The organism is Cupriavidus sp. USMAHM13, from assembly GCF_001854285.1.
GTDB classification, from domain to species: domain Bacteria; phylum Pseudomonadota; class Gammaproteobacteria; order Burkholderiales; family Burkholderiaceae; genus Cupriavidus; species Cupriavidus malaysiensis.
In genome coordinates this window covers 2,666,932-2,684,994 of sequence record NZ_CP017752.1, presented here as the reverse complement: position 1 = coordinate 2,684,994, position 18,063 = coordinate 2,666,932, and the positions used below count along the sequence as shown (strand labels likewise).

The following is an 18,063-nucleotide window of genomic DNA, read 5'->3' as shown; positions in this document are numbered from 1 at the left end:
CCGCCGGGTCCGTGCCGCCGGCCGAGGACGATCAGAACCTGTAGCGCAGGCCTGCGTAGAAGGACCGCCCCGAGCCCGGCTGCAGGGCGATACGCGCGGCGAGTTGCGCATCGTGCTGGAATGCCACACCTGCTTCGACTGGCTGATGCCGGTGATGGACGAATTCCGGCGCCGCTGGCCGGAGGTGGAGATCGACCTGGTGGCGGGTTTCCACGCCGACCCGCTGGCCCTGCTGGACGAGGGTCGGGCCGACCTGGTGGTGGGCTCGAAGCCGGCCGCCCGGCGCGGGCTGTCGGTGACGCCGCTGTTCCGCTTCGAGATCCTCGCGGTGATCGCCAACGAGCACCGCCTGCGCAACCGGCGCCGGCTCGAGGCGCTGGATTTCGTCGGCGAGACGCTGATCACCTATCCGGTGCCGGAGCCGCGCATCGACCTGATCCGCGAGGTGCTGGAGCCCGCCGGCATCAAGCTGCAGCGGCGCACGGCGGAACTGACCGTGGCCGTGCTGCAGCTGGTGGCCAGCCGGCGCGGCGTGGCCGCGCTGCCCAACTGGGGCGTGAAGAACTACGTCGACCACGACTACGTGCTGGCCAAGCGCATCGGCGCCAAGGGCCTGTGGAGCGAGTTGCATGCGGCGGTGCCGGCCGCCATCGCGGCGCGCCCCTACGTGCGCGATTTCATGGTCATCGTGCGCGATATCGTCGCCGCCGAGCTGGACGGCATCGAACTGCTGCCGGAGAGCGCGGCGGCGTGAGCGCGGCAGCCGCCGCGTGCGGCCCCGGTTCAGGCGGCCGGCTCAGGCGGCCTGCAGGGCGAGCGCGCCGCCCGCCGCATGGCTCTCGTCCGCGCCCAGCACTTCCAGGTCCATGCCATTCTCCAGCCGCCGCACGAACAGCCCGAGCAGGTCGGCCTCCTCGGCGCACACCGACAGGCGGATGGGCGTGGCGGCATCCTGGCCGACCCGCAGCGAATGCAGGCTCAGGCCGGTACGGCGGGCATTGGCCAGCGCCCATTCCAGGGCCCCGAACAGGTCGGAACCGGTGCAGCGCAGGGTCAGATGGAGGGTGGGCAGGCAGGGCATCATGGTGTTCACCGCGTGGTTTGTCGTTCAGATGAATTTACCAGCGCGGCTGCGGAATTGCCTTCCTGTTTATCTGTATCGATCGCAAGAATTGAGAATAATCGACTGCCGATGATAGGATTGGCAGTCAATGATTCTCAAGAGATAAGGTGATGGCCACGATACCCCGCCTGGACGAGACCGATCGCCGCATCCTGCGCGCGCTGCGTCGCGACGGCCGGCTTTCCAATGCCAAGCTCGCCGAGCAGGTCGGGCTGTCGGCAACACCCTGCTGGAACCGCGTGCGTGCGCTGGAGGAGAACGGCGTCATCGAGGGCTATGCGGCGATGCTGAACCAGAAGGCGCTGGGCCTGCCCGACACCGTGCTGATCGAAGTCACGCTGGACCGGCATGACGACGACATGCTGCACCGCTTCGGCGAGGCGCTGGCGGAGCTGCCCGAGGTGCTGGAGGCCTATCTGTTGACCGGCGAGTACGACTACCTGATCAAGGTGGCGGTGGCCGGCACCGAGGGCTACGAGGAGTTCCTGCGGCACAAGCTGTACAAGCTGCCCGGACTGCGCCACAGCCACTCGACCTTCGTGCTGCGCTGCCTGAAGCGGCAGACCTCGGTCGAGCCCTGAGCGGCGCCGGCCGCCAGGGCCCTGCAGGGGCGCTCAGCCGCGCGCCGCCGCGTGGCGCCGCAGGCGCGGCCCCAGCGCCGAGGTGGCGACGCCCAGCGCGATCAGCGCCAGGCCGGCGGACAGGTCCGGCGAGATGCGCTCGTGGAAGGCCAGCGCCGACAGCAGCAGGCCCAGCAGCGGCACGCACAGCATGGCGATCGAGGTGGCCGCGGGCGGCAGCATCTGCGTGATGTTGAGCACCACGATGAAGGTCAGTGCGGTGGCCAGCGGCCCCGTATAGAGCACCACCGGCCAGACCGCGCCGAGCGCTGCCGTGCTCGGCAGGCCGTCGCGCAGCAGCGCCAGCGCCAGCAGCGGCAGCGTCGCCACCGCGCATTCCCAGGGAATCATGTCCGCGCCCAGGCGCACCTCGCGGTGGGCGCGCAGCTGGATGATGTTGACCGACCAGGCCAGCGAGGCGCCCATCAGCATCAGCAGGCCGAGTGCCAGGTGGGCCTGCCAGTGGGCCAGCGCCGGCGCCACGATGAGAATGATGCCGCCGTAGCTGAAGGCGGTGGCCAGCCACTGGGCGCGCGACAGCTTCTCGCGCAGGACCAGGGAGGACAGCGGGATCACCCAGATCGAGGTGGCGTAGGCGATCACCGAGGCGCGCCCGGGCGGCACGTACTGCAGCGCCCACAGCGCCAGGGCGGTGAACGCCGCCATCTGCAGCAGGCCGACGCCCAGCACCAGCGGCCATTCGCGCCGCGTGGGCAGGCGCAGGCGGCCCAGCAGGGCCAGCACGGCGAAGCTGATGAGCGCGGCGGAACCGAAGCGCGCGGCGGCGAACCACAGCGGGCTGACGTGGGTCAGGCCCAGCTTCATCACCGGCCAGTTGCCGCCCCAGATGACCACCGCGCCGGCCAGCGGCAGGAAAGCGCGGATGCCGCCGCGGGCGGCGCGGCCGCCGTCCTGGCCGGAGGGCGTGGCCGGCGTGGCGTGGGCGGCGGGAAGGGTGGGGCTGGCTGGGGAGGCTGGCATGGCGCAAGGGAAAGAGGCTGCCGCGGCCACTTGCCGCGGATGGGATGAGTCTAGGGCGCATTGCGCCGCAGCATTTCCCGTATTTCGCTGCCCCAGCCTATCGGTTCAGCATAGAATGCTGCCCATGCCATTTTCAGGAGCATGATGTGCTGGACGTCGATCTCGATGCCACCGATATCCGGATTCTCAGCGAACTGCAGCGCGACGGCAGCTTGACCAATGTGGAGCTGGCCAGCCGCGTCAACCTGTCGCCTTCGCCCTGCCTGGCGCGCGTGCGGCAGCTGGAGAAGCAGGGCGTGATCTCGCGCAAGGTGACCCTGCTCGATGCGCGCAAGCTGGGCCTCAAGGTGGTGGTCTTCATCCAGGTGTCGCTGGACAAGCAGCGCCGCGAAACCCTCGACAGCTTCGAGCGGCGCATCGCCGGCCTGCCCCAGGTGATGGAGTGCTACCTGATGTCGGGCGATGCCGACTACCTGCTGCGGGTGGTGGTGCCCGACGTGGAGGCGCTGGAGCGCCTCATCATCGACCAGATCACGCGCATCCCCGGCGTGTCCAGCATCCGCTCCAGCTTCGCGCTCAAGCAGGTGCTGTACAGCACGGCGCTGCCGCTGGGCTGAGCAAGCCGGCCCGGGCGGCCCGGGCGGCCCGGGCGGCTCGGAGCGCTCAAGGGCGCTTCAGGCGGGCGCGGTGCGCCGGCACTCGCGCAGGTAGCCGTGCAGCGCCAGCCGCACCTGTCGCCGCAGCCGCTCGTGGTCGACGCGCGCGCCCGCGCTGATGCAGGCGCGCGCGATCAGCCCGTAGACCAGGGTCTGGGCGGTGGCCGCGGCCTCCTGGGCATCGACTCCGGCCGGCCAGTCGCGCGCCAGCAGGAAGGCGCGCCGCCAGGCGTCGATGAAGCGGTCGTAGGTCTTCTGGTAGGCCGCCTGGCCCGAATAGTGGCGCTCCAGCAGGTAGAGCGGACCCCAGCGTTCGGGGGTGGGGCGGTGGTGGTCGATGTTGACGTCGATGAGGCGCTCGGTGACGTCGCGCAGCCGGCGCCCCGCGCAGTCGTCGAGCGCCTGTCCCATGGCCTGCAGGATGGCCTTGGTGCGCAGGTGCAGGCAGACCCGCACCAGTTCTTCCTTGTTGGCGAAGTACTCGTAGAAGGTGCCCAGGCCCACGCCGGCGAGGTCGATGATGGCGCGGATCGTGATGCCGTCGTAGTCGCCCGTCTGCACCAAAAGCCGAACAAAGGCTTCCTGGATGGCCAGCGAGGTCTGCCAGGAGCGGGCCTGGATGGGTTTGCGGCGCGTGCGGGACGGGGCTTTGGCGGGCAGCGGCATGGTTCTCCGGAAGCCGAACAGTCGGGGGCGCATTCCTTCCTAGAATGACCGCTCGACTATACCAAGGGCGGGCCGGGCCGGAGCGGCCGGGCGCCGCCGGCCAAGGAGACCCGCCATGACATGGAAGACCCACGACGTCAGCAACCAGGTGCCGGAGCTGAAGGACTACAACCTCTACGCCACGGACCTGCCGCTGCAGCGTGCTGTCGAGCGCGGCGGCGCCGGCTGGCATGCCGCCGAACTCAGCCGCCAGGGCGCCGAGCTGGGCTCGGAGGCGATGCTGCGCCGGGCCGAGGCTGCCAACCGCTACACGCCGGAGCTGCACACGCACTCGCGCCTGGGCGAGCGCATCGACCAGGTGCGTTTCCACCCGGCCTGGCATGAGGTGATGCAGATCGCGCGGCGCAGCGGCCTGGCCAACCTGCCGTTCGCCGACAGCCGGCCGTCGGCCTGGGCCGCCTACGGCGCCGCGCAGTACATGCACAGCCAGATCGAGTCGGGTTCGCTGTGCCCGACCAACATGACCCAGGCCTGCATCCCCGTGCTGCAGAAGGAGCCCGCGCTGTACGAGCGCATCGGGGCCAGGCTGCTGGCGCGCGACCACGATGCGCGCGACCTGCCGGCCGAGCTGAAGACCTCGATCACGGTCGGCATGGGCATGACCGAAAAGCAGGGCGGCAGCGACGTGCGCGCCAACACCACGCGCGCCGTCAGCCTGCGCGGCGAGGGGCGCGGCGCCGAGTACCTGCTGACCGGGCACAAATGGTTCTTCTCGGCGCCGATGTGCGACGCCCACCTGGTGCTGGCCAAAACCGAGGCGGGCTCGTCCTGCTTCTACGTGCCGCGCTGGCGGCCCGACGGCAGCAAGAACGCGGTCGAGATCCAGCGCCTGAAGGACAAGGTGGGCAACCGTTCCAACTCCAGCAGCGAGGTGGAATTCAAGGAAGCCTGGGGCATCCTGGTCGGCGAGGAGGGGCGCGGCATTCCCACCATCCTGGAGATGGCCACCTACAGCCGCCTGAACTGCGCCCTGTCGAGCGCCGGTTTCCTGCGCCAGGCGCTGGCGCAGGCCCTGCACTACGCGCGCCACCGCCGCGCCTTCGGCAAGATGCTGGTGGAGCAGCCGCTGATGCGCCGCCTGCTGGCCGACCTGGCCCTGGAGAGCGAGGCCGCCATGCTGCTGTCGATGGACCTGGCCAGCGCCTTCGGCGAAGACGACGAGGCCGTGGTCGGCTGGCGTCGCGTGCTGACCCCGGTGGCCAAGTTCTGGGTGTGCAAGCGCGCGGTCGAACTGACCGGCGAAGCGATGGAAGTGTTCGGCGGCAACGGCTATGTCGAGGACGGCCCGATGGGTCGGCTGTTCCGCGACGCTCCGGTCAATTCGATCTGGGAGGGCTCGGGCAATGTGATGTGCCTGGACGTGCTGCGCGCCATCAGCCGCAAGCCGGGCGACTTCGCCGCGGTGCTGGCCCGCCTGCAGGCGCTCGGCGGCGGCGACGCCCGCGTCGCGGCCAGCCTGCGCAAGCTGCAGGACGCGCTGGCGCTGCCGCCCGAGGTCCAGGAAACCGAAGCGCGCCGCTTCACCACCCGCCTGGCGCTGACCGCGCAGGCCTGCCTGATGCTGCGCCATGCCGATCCGCTGGCGGCCGAGGCCTTCGTGGCCAGCCGCTTCGATGCCGATTGGGGCGCGGTGGCGGGCATCAGCGCCGGGCTGGGTCGCGGCGCCGACGAAGCACGGCTGCTGGAGATGGCCTGGGCGGCCTGAGCCCGATCCATCGGTCCCGGCGGCGGGCACCCCCGGACCTGCCGCCCGGCCCGCAGCGCGCGGCGGCCGCGCCGTGCGCGATCACGACTACGACTACGACTACGTCCACGACAGATGGGAGACACAGCTTGAACCTTGTCGCAATGCTCGAGGCCACGGTGCGCAACCAGCCGCACCGGCCGGCGCTCCGCTACGAAGGCGCAACCCTCAGCTACCAGGACTTCAACGCCATGACGCGGCGTGCCGCCACCGTGCTGCAGGGGCGCGGCGTCACGCGCGGCAGCCGCGTGGCGCTGATGTGCACCAACACGCCCGGCTTCCTCGTGGCCATGTTCGGCGCGCTGCGCCTGGGCGCGGCGGTGGTGCCGGTCAACCACAAGCTGCAGGCGGCGGAAGTGGACTACATCCTCGCGCATAGCGGCGCCCGGCACTGCATCCATGACGGGCGCTTCGCCGCCGTGCTGGCGGGCGTGTCGGCGCCGCTGCAATGCCTGACCACGGCCACCGCCGCCGCCGGCAGCGACGACTTCGATGCGCTGGTGGCCGCGGCGCCGGAGCACGCCGGCATCGAGCCGGACGCCGGCGATCTCGCCGAGATCCTCTATACCTCGGGCACCACCGGCAAGCCCAAGGGCTGCCTGCACACCCATGCCAGCGTGTTCGCCGCCGCGCTGGGCACCGCCGCCGGCATGTCGATCACGCGCGAGGAGCGCATGCTGGTGGCGATGCCGATCTGGCATGCCTCGCCGCTCAACAACTGGACCCTGTCGACGCTGCTGATGGGCGGCACCGTGGTGCTGCTGCGCGAGTACGAGCCGGCCGCCTTTCTGCGCACGATCCAGCAGGAACGCACCACCTGCACCTTCTGCGCGCCGGTGGCGCTGCTGGCGCCGCTGCATGCGGTGCCGGACTTCGCCGCCTACGACCTCGGCTCGATGCGGCTGTGGACCTGCGGCGGCGGCCCGCTGGGCGCCGGGATGGCGCGCCGGCTGGCGGATGCCTACCGCTCGCCGCACTTCGTGCAGGTCTACGGCATGACCGAGACCGGGCCGCTCGGCACCGCGCTCTATGCCGACGAGGCCATCGCGCGCGCGGGCTCGATCGGGCGCGCCAGCATGCCGGGCGTGCAAATGCGCGTGATCAAGGACGACGGCAGCCCGGCCGGGCCCGGCGAAGTGGGCGAGATCCGGCTGCGCTCGGACGCGATGATGCAAGGCTACCTCGATGATCCCGAAGCCTCCGCGAACGCCTTCGACAGCGATGGCTGGTATGCCAGCGGCGATCTCGCGCAGGTGGACGAGGACGGTTACCTGACCATCGTCGACCGTGCCAAGGACATGGTCATCACGGGCGGGGAAAACGTCTATTCGAAGGAAGTCGAGGACGTGCTGAGCACGCATCCGCTGGTGCAGGACGTGGCGGTGATCGGACGGCCCCACCCCGAATGGGGCGAGACCGTGACCGCCTGCGTGGTGCTCAAGCCGGGCGCGGCACCCGGCGCGGCCGACGTCGAGGCGCTGCGCACCTTCCTGACGCCACGCCTGGCGCGCTACAAGATTCCCCGCCGCGTCGAGCTGTACGACACGCTGCCGCGCACGCCTACCGGCAAGCTGATGAAGCACGTGCTGCGGGGGCGGGCGGCGTAGCGGCGGGGGCGCACTCTTACGGGGATGGGGGCATCGAGCCGTTGACGCAGATCACGTAGATGACCGAGCCCGTGCCGGTGAGCGGTATGTTGTAACCGCTCAGGTCGGGCAGGTTGAAGAGCGCGCCGTTGCCACCGTAGGTCGTGCCGATCACATTGTAGAGACCGGGGTATTGCCCCTGGAACAAGGCCCTGCCATCGGCGGGCAAGTACCAGCTGTTGCTCGTCAGGCTTGGATTGCCGAGGTTGGTCGCGACCATCCACACCGTGCCGAGTATGCAGCTGCTTGGGCCGGTCGCACCGGTCGCACCGGTCGCTCCGGTCGCGCCCGTGACGCCGGCGCTGCCCTGCGGCCCCGTCGCGCCGGTGGCTCCCGTCACACCCATGGCTCCTGTCACACCCGTCGCACCCGCAGCGCCGGTGGCTCCGGTGGCGCCCGCCGGGCCGGTGGCTCCGGTCGCTCCGGTGGCCCCCGCCGTCCCCGTGGCACCCGTTACACCGGTAGCCCCGGTCGCACCCGTCGCGCCAGCGGATCCGGTTGCGCCCGTGGCGCCCACGGGTCCGACGGGTCCGACGGCGCCAGCGGGGCCGGTCGCGCCGGTCGCCCCGATCGCGCCGGTTGCGCCGGTTGCGCCCGTCGTACCCGTGTAGCCCAAGGCCCCGGTCGCTCCGGTCGCCCCGGTCGCCCCGGTCGCTCCCGTTGCGCCAGTGGGGCCGGTCGCTCCCGTGGCACCCGCCGCGCCGGTGGCGCCGGTAGCACCCGCTGCACCCGTGGCCCCGGTCGCTCCCACGGCGCCGGTCGCCCCGGTGGCGCCTGTAGCCCCCGCAGCCCCCGTCGCGCCGGTGGCCCCCGTGGCGCCCACGTTGCCATTGGCGACATCCTGCTTGATCGCCGCCAGCGTCGCGTTGGCCGCCGTCAACTGGGCGCGCAGCGCTTCGAGCTTGTCGTCGTAGCTGTCGCCGTTCTTGGGCTGGAACGCCTGGTTGAGCAGGTTGAGCCCGCGCACGTCCACGCCCAGGTTGGACAGGCGCTGCTGGGTCAGCAGGATCGCGCTGTCGAGGCGGCCGCTGATCTGCGAGGCGGAATTGGCCGACAGGCCGCTATACACCGACTCGGTGTCCGAAGTGCCGGCAGCCGCGGCCACCACCAGTTCGGTGAGCGGCGTGATGTTGGTGTTGCCGGCACTGGCGATGAAGGTGTGCAGCACGCTGCCGTCCGGCGCGACCACGCGCCCGACGCAAGGCAGGACGAGGCCGGCCGAACTGACCTTCCAGCTGCCGTCGGAGCCCGTCGTTGCCGAGGCTTGACCCTGCACGCACTTGAGCAGTACCTGGGCGCTCGCGATGGGCGAACCGATGGCCGCGATGCCGTTGATGCTGGCAACTTGCGGCGCCGCGCCATTGCTGCTGACCGGCGCGGCGTCGTCGCCGCCGCCGCACGCGCTCAGGAGCGTGCTTGTCGCGAGCGACAGGCACAATGCCCAACTGGATTTCCGCATGATTTTCCCCAAAACAATTTGTCGTTGTGAAATGATCCGGTCGCATGCGCTCCGGACCTGTTTGCGTCTTCTTGGTCTATCCGAGTGGATATGGTGCGTGTGCATCGGGCGCGACATCGTTTGCCAACAAAGGGCCAGCGACGCAGGCCATCCGCTACCATTCGGAAATGACCGAGCGGATTATATTGTTCAATCTGATAATGTTGTCAGATTCGACAAAATCACTAGACATTAGCGATACACGGCGGCCGGGCGTCTGGCCGGCCGGTGCGCGGAGAAAGGAAAGGACGGCAAGGTGAGTGGTATCTGCCTGAACATGATCGTCAAGAACGAGGCGCCGGTGATCACCCGCTGCCTGGCCTCGGTCAGGCCGTGGATCGATCGCTGGGTCATTGTCGACACCGGTTCGACGGATGGCACGCAGGACATCATCCGGGACTTCATGGGCGGCGTGCCCGGGGAACTGCATGAGCGTCCGTGGCGCGATTTCGCCCATAACCGCAACGAGGCAATGGCGCTGGCGCGGCCGCAGGCGGACTACCTGCTGTTCATCGATGCGGACGAGACCCTGCGCATGGACGCGGGTTTCCGCTGGCCCGCGCTGGACGGCGACGGCTACCAGTTCCGCTGCGAGCTGAACGGCTGGCAGTACCAGCGCAACGCGCTGGTCTCGGCGCGCCAGCCGTGGCGCTGGGAAGGGGTGCTGCACGAATACCTGACGCAGGATGCGCCGCACCGCTGGCAGAACCTGGCCGGCGCCGCCATCGTGGTCTCGCGCGACGGTGCGCGGGCGCGCGACAGCCAAACCTACCTGCGCGACATCGAGGTGCTGGAGCGCGCCCTGCGCGCTGAACCGGGCCATACGCGCTACCGCTTCTACCTGGCGCAGAGCTACCGCGACGCCGGCCTGCTGCAGCAGAGCCTGCAGGCCTACCGCGAGCGCATCGCGCTGGGCGGCTGGGAGGAGGAGTGCTGGTTCTCGCGCTTCCAGGTGGCGGTGCTGACCGAGCGGCTGGAAGCGCCCGCCGCCGAGGTGCGCGAGGCCTACCTGGCCGCCTACCAGGCGCGGCCGGTGCGTGCCGAGCCGCTGTGCGAGCTGGCGCGCTACCACCGCCTGCGCGGCGAATTCGCGCTGGCGCACCTGTACGCGCAGCAGGCCGCGGCGCTGGCGCGTCCTGCTGACACGCTGTTCCTGGACGATGCCGTCTACACCTGGCGCGCGCTCGACGAACTGGTGGTCAGCGCCTATTACGTCGGCGCGCTGGAGCAGGGCCGCGAGGCCCTGCGCCGGTTGCTGGCCGGCGCGGCCTATCCCGAGGCCGAGCGCGCCCGCATCGAGGGCAACCGCGTCTTCTACGGCATCTAACCTGGTGCCTCAGGCCTGGTCGGGCCGCCGCCCGGCGGTGGCGGCCGCCGCCGCGCGGCTGTTGCCGCCAGGGTCGCTCCGGTCGCCCCGGTCGCCCCGGTCGCCCCGGTCGCCCACCGCGTCCGCGGGCGCGGGCGCGGGCGTCGGCGCATCCACGGCCCCGGCGGACCCGGCGCTTGCCTCGCGTCGCGCGATCTCTTCGCGGGTGGAGGTGGACAGGTCCCAGGCGGCGATGAACAGCGCGGCGATCAGCGGGCCGATGACGAAGCCGTTCAGGCCGAACAGCGACATCCCGCCCAGCGTCGAGATCAGCACCACCCAATCGGGCATGCGCGTGTCCTTGCCGACCAGGATCGGCCGCAGCAGGTTGTCGACGGTGCCGATCACCACGGCGCCGAAGGCGATCAGCACGATGCCCTTGGCGGTCTCGCCGGTGAGCAGGAAGTAGATCGCAACCGGTCCCCAGATCAGGCTGGCGCCGACCGCCGGCAGCAGCGACAGGAAGGCCATCAGCACGGCCCACAGCAGCGCGCCCTGGATGCCGAGGATCCAGAAGATCAGCCCGCCCAGAGCCCCCTGCACGGCGGCCACGGCGAGATTGCCCTTGACGGTGGCGCGCGCCACCGTGGTGAACTTGCGCAGCAGGTGCTCCTTGTGGCCGGCCTCGAGCGGGATGGCGTGGATGATGCGGCGCGAGATGTCGGGGCCGTCGCGCAGCAGGAAGAACAGCAGGTACATCATCACGCCGAAACCGATCATGAACTGGAAGGTGTTCTGGCCGATGCTGAGCGCGCGCGTGGCGACGAACTGGCTGGCCTGGGCGGCGCCGGCGGTCAGCTTCTGCTGCAGGCCGCCGATGTCGGCCAGGTCCAGCCGCTCCAGCAGCTTGCCGAGCGAGGGCGGCAGCGCGTAGATGGCGCGCTGGAAGTAGTTGCCGAAGTCGATCTGGCCGGAGCGGATCTGCTGGAACACCGTATTGCCCTCCTGCAGCAGCGCCCCGGCGAGGAAGACCAGGGGCAGCACCACGATCAGCAGGCAGATGGTCAGCGTGAGCAGCGCGGCGAGGTTGCGGCGGCCGCCCAGCGCGCGCGCCAGCCAGTTGTTGGCGGGCGTGAAGATGATGGCGAGCACGGCGCCCCAGAACACCGCGCCCGCATAGGGCCAGAGCACGAAGCAGAAGGCCACGGAGACCGCGGCCAGCACGAGGTAGAAGGAGATCTGCTGCAGGCCGGACCGATCCCTGTCACTCATGTCGAAGTCACCTTGTCGGGGGCGCAGTCCCGCGCCGCCGGGTGGCGCGGGCTGCCGAAGCTCCAAGCTTACCAAGTCCGCGTGACGGCGCGTGTGTGCCGGCGGCCTCCGCCCGCGGAGTCAGCCGGGTGCGCCGAGCGCCGCGCGCAGCGGAAAGCGAGCGGTGAGCGCGCCGCCCAGCGACGGGCGGCCGACCCGGTAGCGGTGGCATTCGCCGCCGCTTTCGAAGGACAGGCTGTCCGGCTGCCAGCGCAGCGCGTCGATGCGCCAGGTCTCGACGCCGCGCACGCTGATGGCGCCGTCGTGGACCACCACGGTGGTGCAGGGCAGGCGGACGGTTTCGCGGTCGCCGGGCAGGAAGTCGGCTTCCAGCAGGATGGAAGTGGCAAGAAAGGCAGGCATGGGACTTGGCAAGGCGTGTAACGATACTGTACGGATATACAGTATAATTCTGACCTGCTGGGTCGGGAATAGATCAGGGAATGCCCAGCGTCTTTCCGAGTTCCCGGCCGAACGTCCTCCTGCTTTGGTGTGATACTGTGGCTTTCCGCGCCTCGGCCCGGCGCTGGATTGCGTGTAATGCCTTGATTTGGAAGAACAAATTGTCCAGGGAAAATCTGATCAGCATCCGCGGCGCGCGCCAGCACAATCTCAAGGAAGTCGACCTCGACCTGCACACCGGTGAGTTGACCGTGGTGACCGGGCCGTCCGGTTCGGGCAAGTCCAGCCTGGTCTTCGACACCCTGTACGCCGAAGGCCAGCGCCGCTACGTCGAAACCTTCAGCGCCTACGCGCGCCAGTTCCTCGACCGCATGGACCGTCCGCAGGTGGATCGCGTCGACGGCGTGCCGCCCGCGATCGCCATCGACCAGACCAATCCGGTGCGCAGCTCGCGTTCGACGGTCGGCACCATGACCGAGCTGAACGACCACCTGAAGCTGCTGTACGCGCGCGCGGCCGAGCTGTTCGACCGCGACACCGCCCAGCCGGTGCGGCACGACACCCCCGAGACCATCTATGCCGAGCTGCTGGCGCGCACCGCGCCTGGCACCGCGCACGCGGGTGCGCGCCTGGTGGTGACCTTCCCGGTCGAGCTGCCCAGCAGCACCACCGAGGAAGAGGTGCAGCAGTGGCTGTCGGTGAGCGGCTATACGCGCGTGCAGGCGCAGCGCGAGGCGGACTCGCCGACCGGGCGGCGCAAGATCCTGGACGTGGTGGCGGACCGCTTCCGCCTGCCGGGAGCGGACAAGGCCCGCGTGATCGAGGCGCTGGAAGCCTCGCTCAAGCGCGGCGGCGGACGCGTCGACGTCCACGTGCTGGCCGAGGAGGGCGAGGCGCAGTTGTGGCGCTTCTCCACCGGGCTGCATTGCCCGGACAGCGACCTGCGCTATGCCGAGCCCCAGCCGGCCTTGTTTTCCTTCAATTCGGCCTACGGCGCCTGCGACACCTGCCGCGGATTCGGCCGCGTGATCGGCGTGGACCTCGGCCTGGTGATCCCCGACGGCCGCAAGAGCCTGCGCGACGGCGCCATCAAGCCGATGCAGACGCCGGCCTGGAAAGAATGCCAGGACGACCTGATGCGCTACGCGGCGCGCGCCGGCATCCCGCGCGACATTCCCTGGGAGCAGCTCAGCGAGGCCGAGCGGCACTGGGTGGTGCACGGCTCGCCGGAGTGGGACGGCCAGTGGAACAAGCAGTGGTACGGCGTGATGCGCTTCTTCGACTACCTGGAGTCGAAGGCCTACAAGATGCACATCCGCGTGCTGCTGTCGAAGTACCGCAGCTATACGCCCTGCGAGACCTGCGGCGGCGCGCGCCTGAAGACCGAGTCCCTGCTGTGGCGCCTGGGCAGCCGTGACAACGCCGATGCCGTGCTGGCACCGGCGCAGCGTTTCCTGCCGCGCGGCACGCACTGGCAGCGCGAGCAGCTCGAAGCGCTGCCGGGCCTGACCGTGCACGACCTGATGCTGCTGCCGATCGAGCGCATCCGCCGCTTCTTCGACACCCTGACCCTGCCCAGCGCGCTGCTGGACGATGCCCTCAAGCTGCTGCTGGCCGAGGTGCGCACGCGCCTGAAGTACCTGTGCGACGTCGGCCTGGGCTACCTGACGCTGGACCGCCAGAGCCGCACGCTGTCGGGCGGCGAGGTGCAGCGCATCAACCTGACCACGGCGCTGGGCACCTCGCTGGTCAATACGCTGTTCGTGCTCGACGAACCCAGCATCGGCCTGCACCCGCGCGACCTGAACCGCATCGTCGAGGCCATGCACCGCCTGCGCGATGCCGGCAACACCTTGGTGGTGGTCGAGCACGATCCGTCGGTGATGCTGGCCGCCGACCGCCTGATCGACATGGGCCCGGGACCGGGCGAGCGCGGCGGCACCATCGTCTTCGACGGCACGCCGGGGCAGATCCGCAGCGTCGCCACGCTGACCGGCGACTACCTCGGCGGACGCCGCCGCGTGGCCGACGCCACCCACTGGCAGCGCCGGCCGGTGGCGGACGACACGCCGCGCATCGTGCTGGAGGGTGCCAGCGAACACAATCTGCAGGACGTCACGGTATCGATCCCGCTGCACCGCCTGGTATGCGTGACCGGGGTGTCGGGCTCGGGCAAGTCGACGCTGCTGCAGGACGTGCTCTACCCGGCCATGGCACGCCACTTCGGCAAGGCCACCGAAGCGCCCGGCGCCTACCGCGCGCTGTCCGGCGCCGGCCAGGTCAGCGACGTGGTCTTCGTCGACCAGTCGCCGATCGGCAAGACCGCGCGCTCGAACCCGGCCAGCTACGTCGGCGCCTTCGACGAGATCCGCAAGCTGTTCGCCAAGGCGCCGGTGGCGCTGCAGCGCGGCTACACCGCCGGCACCTTCAGCTTCAACTCGGGCGACGGGCGCTGCCCCACCTGCGGCGGCTCGGGCTTCGAGCACGTCGAGATGCAGTTCCTGTCCGACGTCTACCTGCGCTGCCCGGACTGCGACGGCACGCGCTACCGCGCCGAGGTGCTGGAGGTCAAGATCGAGCGCAGCGGCGCCGACGGGCGGCCGCGCCTGCTGAGCGTGGCCGACGTGCTGGACCTGACCGTCAGCGAGGCGGCCGCGCTGTTCGCGCGCGATGCCGGCGTGCTGCGCGTGCTGCAGCCGATCGAGGACGTTGGGCTGGAGTACGTCAAGCTGGGCCAGCCGGTGCCGACGCTGTCGGGCGGCGAGGCGCAGCGCCTCAAGCTGGCCGGCTTCCTCGCCGAGACCGCGCAGGCCACCAGCGGGCGGGTCAGGCCCTTGCCCGAGGAAGGCAAGCTCTTCATGTTCGACGAGCCCACCACCGGCCTGCACTTCGACGATATCGCCAAGCTGATGCGGGCCTTCGGCAAGCTGCTCGACGGCGGCCATTCGCTGATCGTGATCGAACACAACCTGGACGTGATCCGCGCCGCCGACTGGCTGGTCGATCTCGGCCCCGAGGGCGGCGACGCGGGCGGGCGCGTGCTGTGCGAAGGCACGCCGGAAACGGTCAAGCGCTGCGCCGCATCGCATACCGGCCGGGCCCTGGCGCAGTACGAGGAAGCGATGGCGGCCATGGCCGCCGCGGCGAGCGAGGCGGTCGCGCCGGCAGCGGAGGGAGAAGGCGAGGGACTGCCACTGCAGACCGCGCTGCAGGCGGCTCGGGCACGGCGCCTGCCGCCGCAGTCGGTGCGCATCGTCAACGCGCGCGAGCACAACCTGAAAGCGCTCGACGTCGACATCCCGCACGGCAAGTTCAACGTGGTCACCGGCGTGTCGGGCTCGGGCAAGTCCACGCTGGCCTTCGACATCCTGTTCCACGAGGGCCAGCGGCGCTACCTGGAATCGCTCAATGCCTATGCGCGCTCCATCGTGCAGCCGGCCGGCCGGCCCGAGGTGGACGCGGTGTACGGCATCCCGCCGACCGTGGCGATCGAGCAGCGCCTGTCGCGCGGCGGCCGCAAGAGCACGGTGGCCACCACCTCCGAGGTCTGGCACTTCCTGCGCCTGCTCTACGTCAAGCTGGGCATCCAGCACTGCATCCACGACGGCACGCCGGTGACCTCGCAGAGCATGGAATCGATCGCCGCGCAGCTGCTGCGCGATTATCGCGGCCAGCATGTCGGCCTGCTGGCGCCGCTGGTGGTGAACCGCAAGGGCGTCTATACCGACCTGGCCAAGTGGGCCAAGGCGCGCGGCAACACGCACCTGCGCGTCGACGGTGAATTCCTGCCGGTCGATCCCTGGCCGCGCCTGGACCGCTTCCGCGAGCACACCATCGAACTGCCGGTGGGCGACCTGGTGGTGTCGCCCGACGACGAAGGGCGCCTGCGCGAGCTGCTGGCGCAGGCGCTGGAGATCGGCAAGGGCGTGATGCACCTGCTGGCGCCGCTGGACGGGCTGGACCACGCCATGCGCCAGGGCGGCACGGCGCGCGTGGGCGAGACCAAGGTCTTCTCCACCAAGCGCGCCTGCCCGGTGTGCGGCACCAGCTATGCCGAGCTCGACCCGCGCATGTTTTCCTACAACAGCAAGCACGGCTGGTGCACGAGCTGCGTCGGCACCGGCCTGCAGCTGACGCGCGAGCAGCGGGCCGCCTACGACGACACCGTGCTGGCCGAGGACGGCCGCGGGCGCGAGCAGACCCTGCCCTCGGAAGAGCAGGAGCCCGAAGGCGTGGGCGAGACGCCCTGCGCCGATTGCGGCGGCACGCGGCTGAACCCGGCGGCGCGCGCGGTCACTTTCGATGCTTGCGCCATCGTCGACGTGGCGCAGTGGACCGTGTCCGACACGCGCGCCTGGATCGCCGGCCTGTCGCTGTCGGGGCGCGACGCCGAGATCGCGCGGGACGTGGTCAGCGAGATCCGCAGCCGGCTGGAGTTCCTGGAGGAGGTGGGGCTGGGCTACCTGAGCCTGGACCGCGCCGCGCCCAGCCTGTCCGGCGGGGAAGCCCAGCGCATCCGGCTGGCGGCCCAGCTCGGCAGCAACCTGCAGGGCGTGTGCTACGTGCTGGACGAGCCGACCATCGGCCTGCATCCGCGCGACAACCGGATCCTGCTCGACGCCCTGCGCAAGCTCGGCGACAAGGGCAACACGCTGGTGGTGGTCGAGCACGACGAAGACACCATCCGCCGCGCCGATCACATCATCGATATCGGACCGGGGGCGGGCAAGCGCGGCGGCAGCCTGGTGGCCCAGGGCGGCGTGGCCGAACTGGAGGCCAGCGCCGCCTCGACCACCGGCCGCTTCCTCGCCAATCCGATGGTGCATCCGCTGCAGCCACGCCGGCCGGTGCGCCCGGGCCGCGCCGGCGGACCGGACGAGCAGGCCGAGCCGGCGCAGTGGCTGACCGTGCACGGCGCCTCGCTGCACAACCTGCGCAAGGTCACGGCCGCGCTGCCGCTCGGCCGGCTGGTGGCGATCACCGGTGTGTCGGGCTCGGGCAAGTCCACGCTGGCGCGCGATGTGCTGATGGCCAACCTGCTCGACGCGGTGGGGCGCTCGGTGCTGTCGTCGCCGGCCACGCGCCGCGCGCGCGCCGCCGCGCAGAAAGAGGCCGCCGAGGCCGGCAAGGCCAAGGCGCGCGCCAAGGTCGAGGCGCGGCCCGAGTGGCGGGGCTGCGAGCAGATCACCGGCTGGGAACAGATCGACCGCGTGCTGGAAGTCGACCAGACGCCGATCGGCAAGACGCCGCGCTCCTGTCCGGCCACCTACATCGGCGTGTGGGACACCATCCGCAAGCTGTTCGCCGACACCCTGGAAGCACGCGCGCGCGGCTACAGCGCCTCGCGTTTCTCCTTCAACACCGGCGATGGCCGCTGCCCGGCCTGCGAAGGCCAGGGCGTGCGCACCATCGGCATGAGCTTCCTGCCGGACGTCAAGGTGCCATGCGATGTCTGCCACGGGCAGCGCTTCAATGCCGAGACCCTGGCCGTCACCTGGCGCGGCAAGAACATCGGCGATGTGCTGACCATGGAGATCGACGAAGCCGTCGAGTTCTTCGCGGCCATGACCAGCATCGCCCACCCGCTGCAGCTGATGAAGGACGTGGGCCTGGGCTACCTGACGCTGGGCCAGCCGTCGCCGACGCTGTCCGGCGGCGAGGCGCAGCGCATCAAGCTGGTGACCGAGCTGTCCAAGGTGCGCGACGACATCACGCGCCGCGGGCAGAAGGCGCCGCACACGCTGTACGTGCTGGACGAGCCCACCGTCGGCCTGCATATGGCGGACGTGGCGCGCCTGATCCGCGTGCTGCACCGTCTTGCCGACGGCGGCCACAGCGTGGTGGTGATCGAGCACGACCTCGACGTGATCGCCGAGGCCGACTGGATCCTGGACCTGGGACCGGAGGGCGGCGCGGCGGGCGGCACCATCGTCGGCGCGGCCGCGCCGGAGGCGCTGGCGCGGCTGCAGGCCAGCCACACCGGCGCGGCGCTGGTGCCGGTGCTGGCGCGCCAGGCGCCGGCGGCGGCACGGGAGGCGCGCGAAGCGTAG

12 protein-coding genes and 1 pseudogene are annotated in these 18,063 nt (G+C 70.6%); 7 read left to right on the top strand and 6 right to left on the bottom strand.

What is annotated here, in order from left to right; genetic code table 11:
* Window positions 1-76: 76 nt before the first annotated feature.
* Window positions 77-754 (top strand): annotated as a pseudogene (locus BKK81_RS30010) (LysR substrate-binding domain-containing protein); the annotation flags it as partial.
* A gap of 42 nt (window positions 755-796) precedes the next feature.
* On the opposite strand, the gene BKK81_RS30005 reads toward BKK81_RS30010, so the two are convergent.
* Window positions 797-1,084, bottom strand: coding sequence for an AsnC family transcriptional regulator (locus tag BKK81_RS30005; protein ID WP_231908139.1), 288 nt, complete (start codon window positions 1,082-1,084; stop codon window positions 797-799).
* A gap of 149 nt (window positions 1,085-1,233) precedes the next feature.
* On the opposite strand from BKK81_RS30005, the gene BKK81_RS30000 reads away from it, so the two are divergent.
* The gene (locus tag BKK81_RS30000) at window positions 1,234-1,704 is read left to right on the top strand and encodes an Lrp/AsnC family transcriptional regulator (RefSeq protein WP_071020547.1); all 471 of its coding nucleotides are present in this window, start codon (window positions 1,234-1,236) and stop codon (window positions 1,702-1,704) included.
* Window positions 1,705-1,737: 33 nt separating this feature from the next.
* Here BKK81_RS30000 and BKK81_RS29995 read toward each other — a convergent pair whose 3' ends face one another.
* Window positions 1,738-2,724, bottom strand: coding sequence for a DMT family transporter (locus BKK81_RS29995; RefSeq protein ID WP_083384544.1), 987 nt, complete (start codon window positions 2,722-2,724; stop codon window positions 1,738-1,740).
* A 146-nt stretch (window positions 2,725-2,870) separates the two neighbouring features.
* Here BKK81_RS29995 and BKK81_RS29990 point away from each other — a divergent pair, with 146 nt between their 5' ends.
* Complete coding sequence (locus tag BKK81_RS29990; RefSeq protein WP_071020544.1) at window positions 2,871-3,341, top strand: Lrp/AsnC family transcriptional regulator; 471 nt, start codon at window positions 2,871-2,873, stop codon at window positions 3,339-3,341.
* A gap of 57 nt (window positions 3,342-3,398) precedes the next feature.
* Here the strand turns inward: BKK81_RS29990 and BKK81_RS29985 are convergent, their stop codons facing one another.
* On the bottom strand, window positions 3,399-4,046 hold the full coding sequence (locus BKK81_RS29985; RefSeq protein WP_231908138.1) for a TetR/AcrR family transcriptional regulator: 648 nt from the start codon (window positions 4,044-4,046) through the stop codon (window positions 3,399-3,401).
* A gap of 115 nt (window positions 4,047-4,161) precedes the next feature.
* Here BKK81_RS29985 and BKK81_RS29980 point away from each other — a divergent pair, with 115 nt between their 5' ends.
* On the top strand, window positions 4,162-5,811 hold the full coding sequence (locus BKK81_RS29980; protein WP_071020541.1) for an acyl-CoA dehydrogenase family protein: 1,650 nt from the start codon (window positions 4,162-4,164) through the stop codon (window positions 5,809-5,811).
* Window positions 5,812-5,939: 128 nt separating this feature from the next.
* Window positions 5,940-7,457, top strand: coding sequence for a class I adenylate-forming enzyme family protein (locus tag BKK81_RS29975; protein WP_071020539.1), 1,518 nt, complete (start codon window positions 5,940-5,942; stop codon window positions 7,455-7,457).
* A gap of 16 nt (window positions 7,458-7,473) precedes the next feature.
* Here the strand turns inward: BKK81_RS29975 and BKK81_RS36180 are convergent, their stop codons facing one another.
* Complete coding sequence (locus BKK81_RS36180) at window positions 7,474-9,060, bottom strand: phage tail protein (protein ID WP_197523998.1); 1,587 nt, start codon at window positions 9,058-9,060, stop codon at window positions 7,474-7,476.
* Window positions 9,061-9,250: 190 nt separating this feature from the next.
* Here BKK81_RS36180 and BKK81_RS29965 point away from each other — a divergent pair, with 190 nt between their 5' ends.
* Complete coding sequence (locus BKK81_RS29965; protein ID WP_231908137.1) at window positions 9,251-10,321, top strand: glycosyltransferase; 1,071 nt, start codon at window positions 9,251-9,253, stop codon at window positions 10,319-10,321.
* A gap of 9 nt (window positions 10,322-10,330) precedes the next feature.
* Here BKK81_RS29965 and BKK81_RS29960 read toward each other — a convergent pair whose 3' ends face one another.
* Together BKK81_RS29960 and BKK81_RS29955 are read right to left on the bottom strand one after the other, a co-directional pair.
* Window positions 10,331-11,572 (bottom strand): AI-2E family transporter, encoded by a 1,242-nt coding sequence (locus tag BKK81_RS29960; RefSeq protein ID WP_083384543.1) that lies wholly within the window; start codon window positions 11,570-11,572, stop codon window positions 10,331-10,333.
* Between the two features lie 120 nt (window positions 11,573-11,692).
* The gene (locus BKK81_RS29955; RefSeq protein WP_071020534.1) at window positions 11,693-11,974 is read right to left on the bottom strand and encodes a hypothetical protein; all 282 of its coding nucleotides are present in this window, start codon (window positions 11,972-11,974) and stop codon (window positions 11,693-11,695) included.
* Between the two features lie 200 nt (window positions 11,975-12,174).
* Between BKK81_RS29955 and uvrA the strand changes: the two genes are divergently transcribed.
* Entirely contained in the window at window positions 12,175-18,063 is a 5,889-nt protein-coding gene (gene uvrA, locus BKK81_RS29950) for an excinuclease ABC subunit UvrA (protein WP_071020531.1), read from the top strand.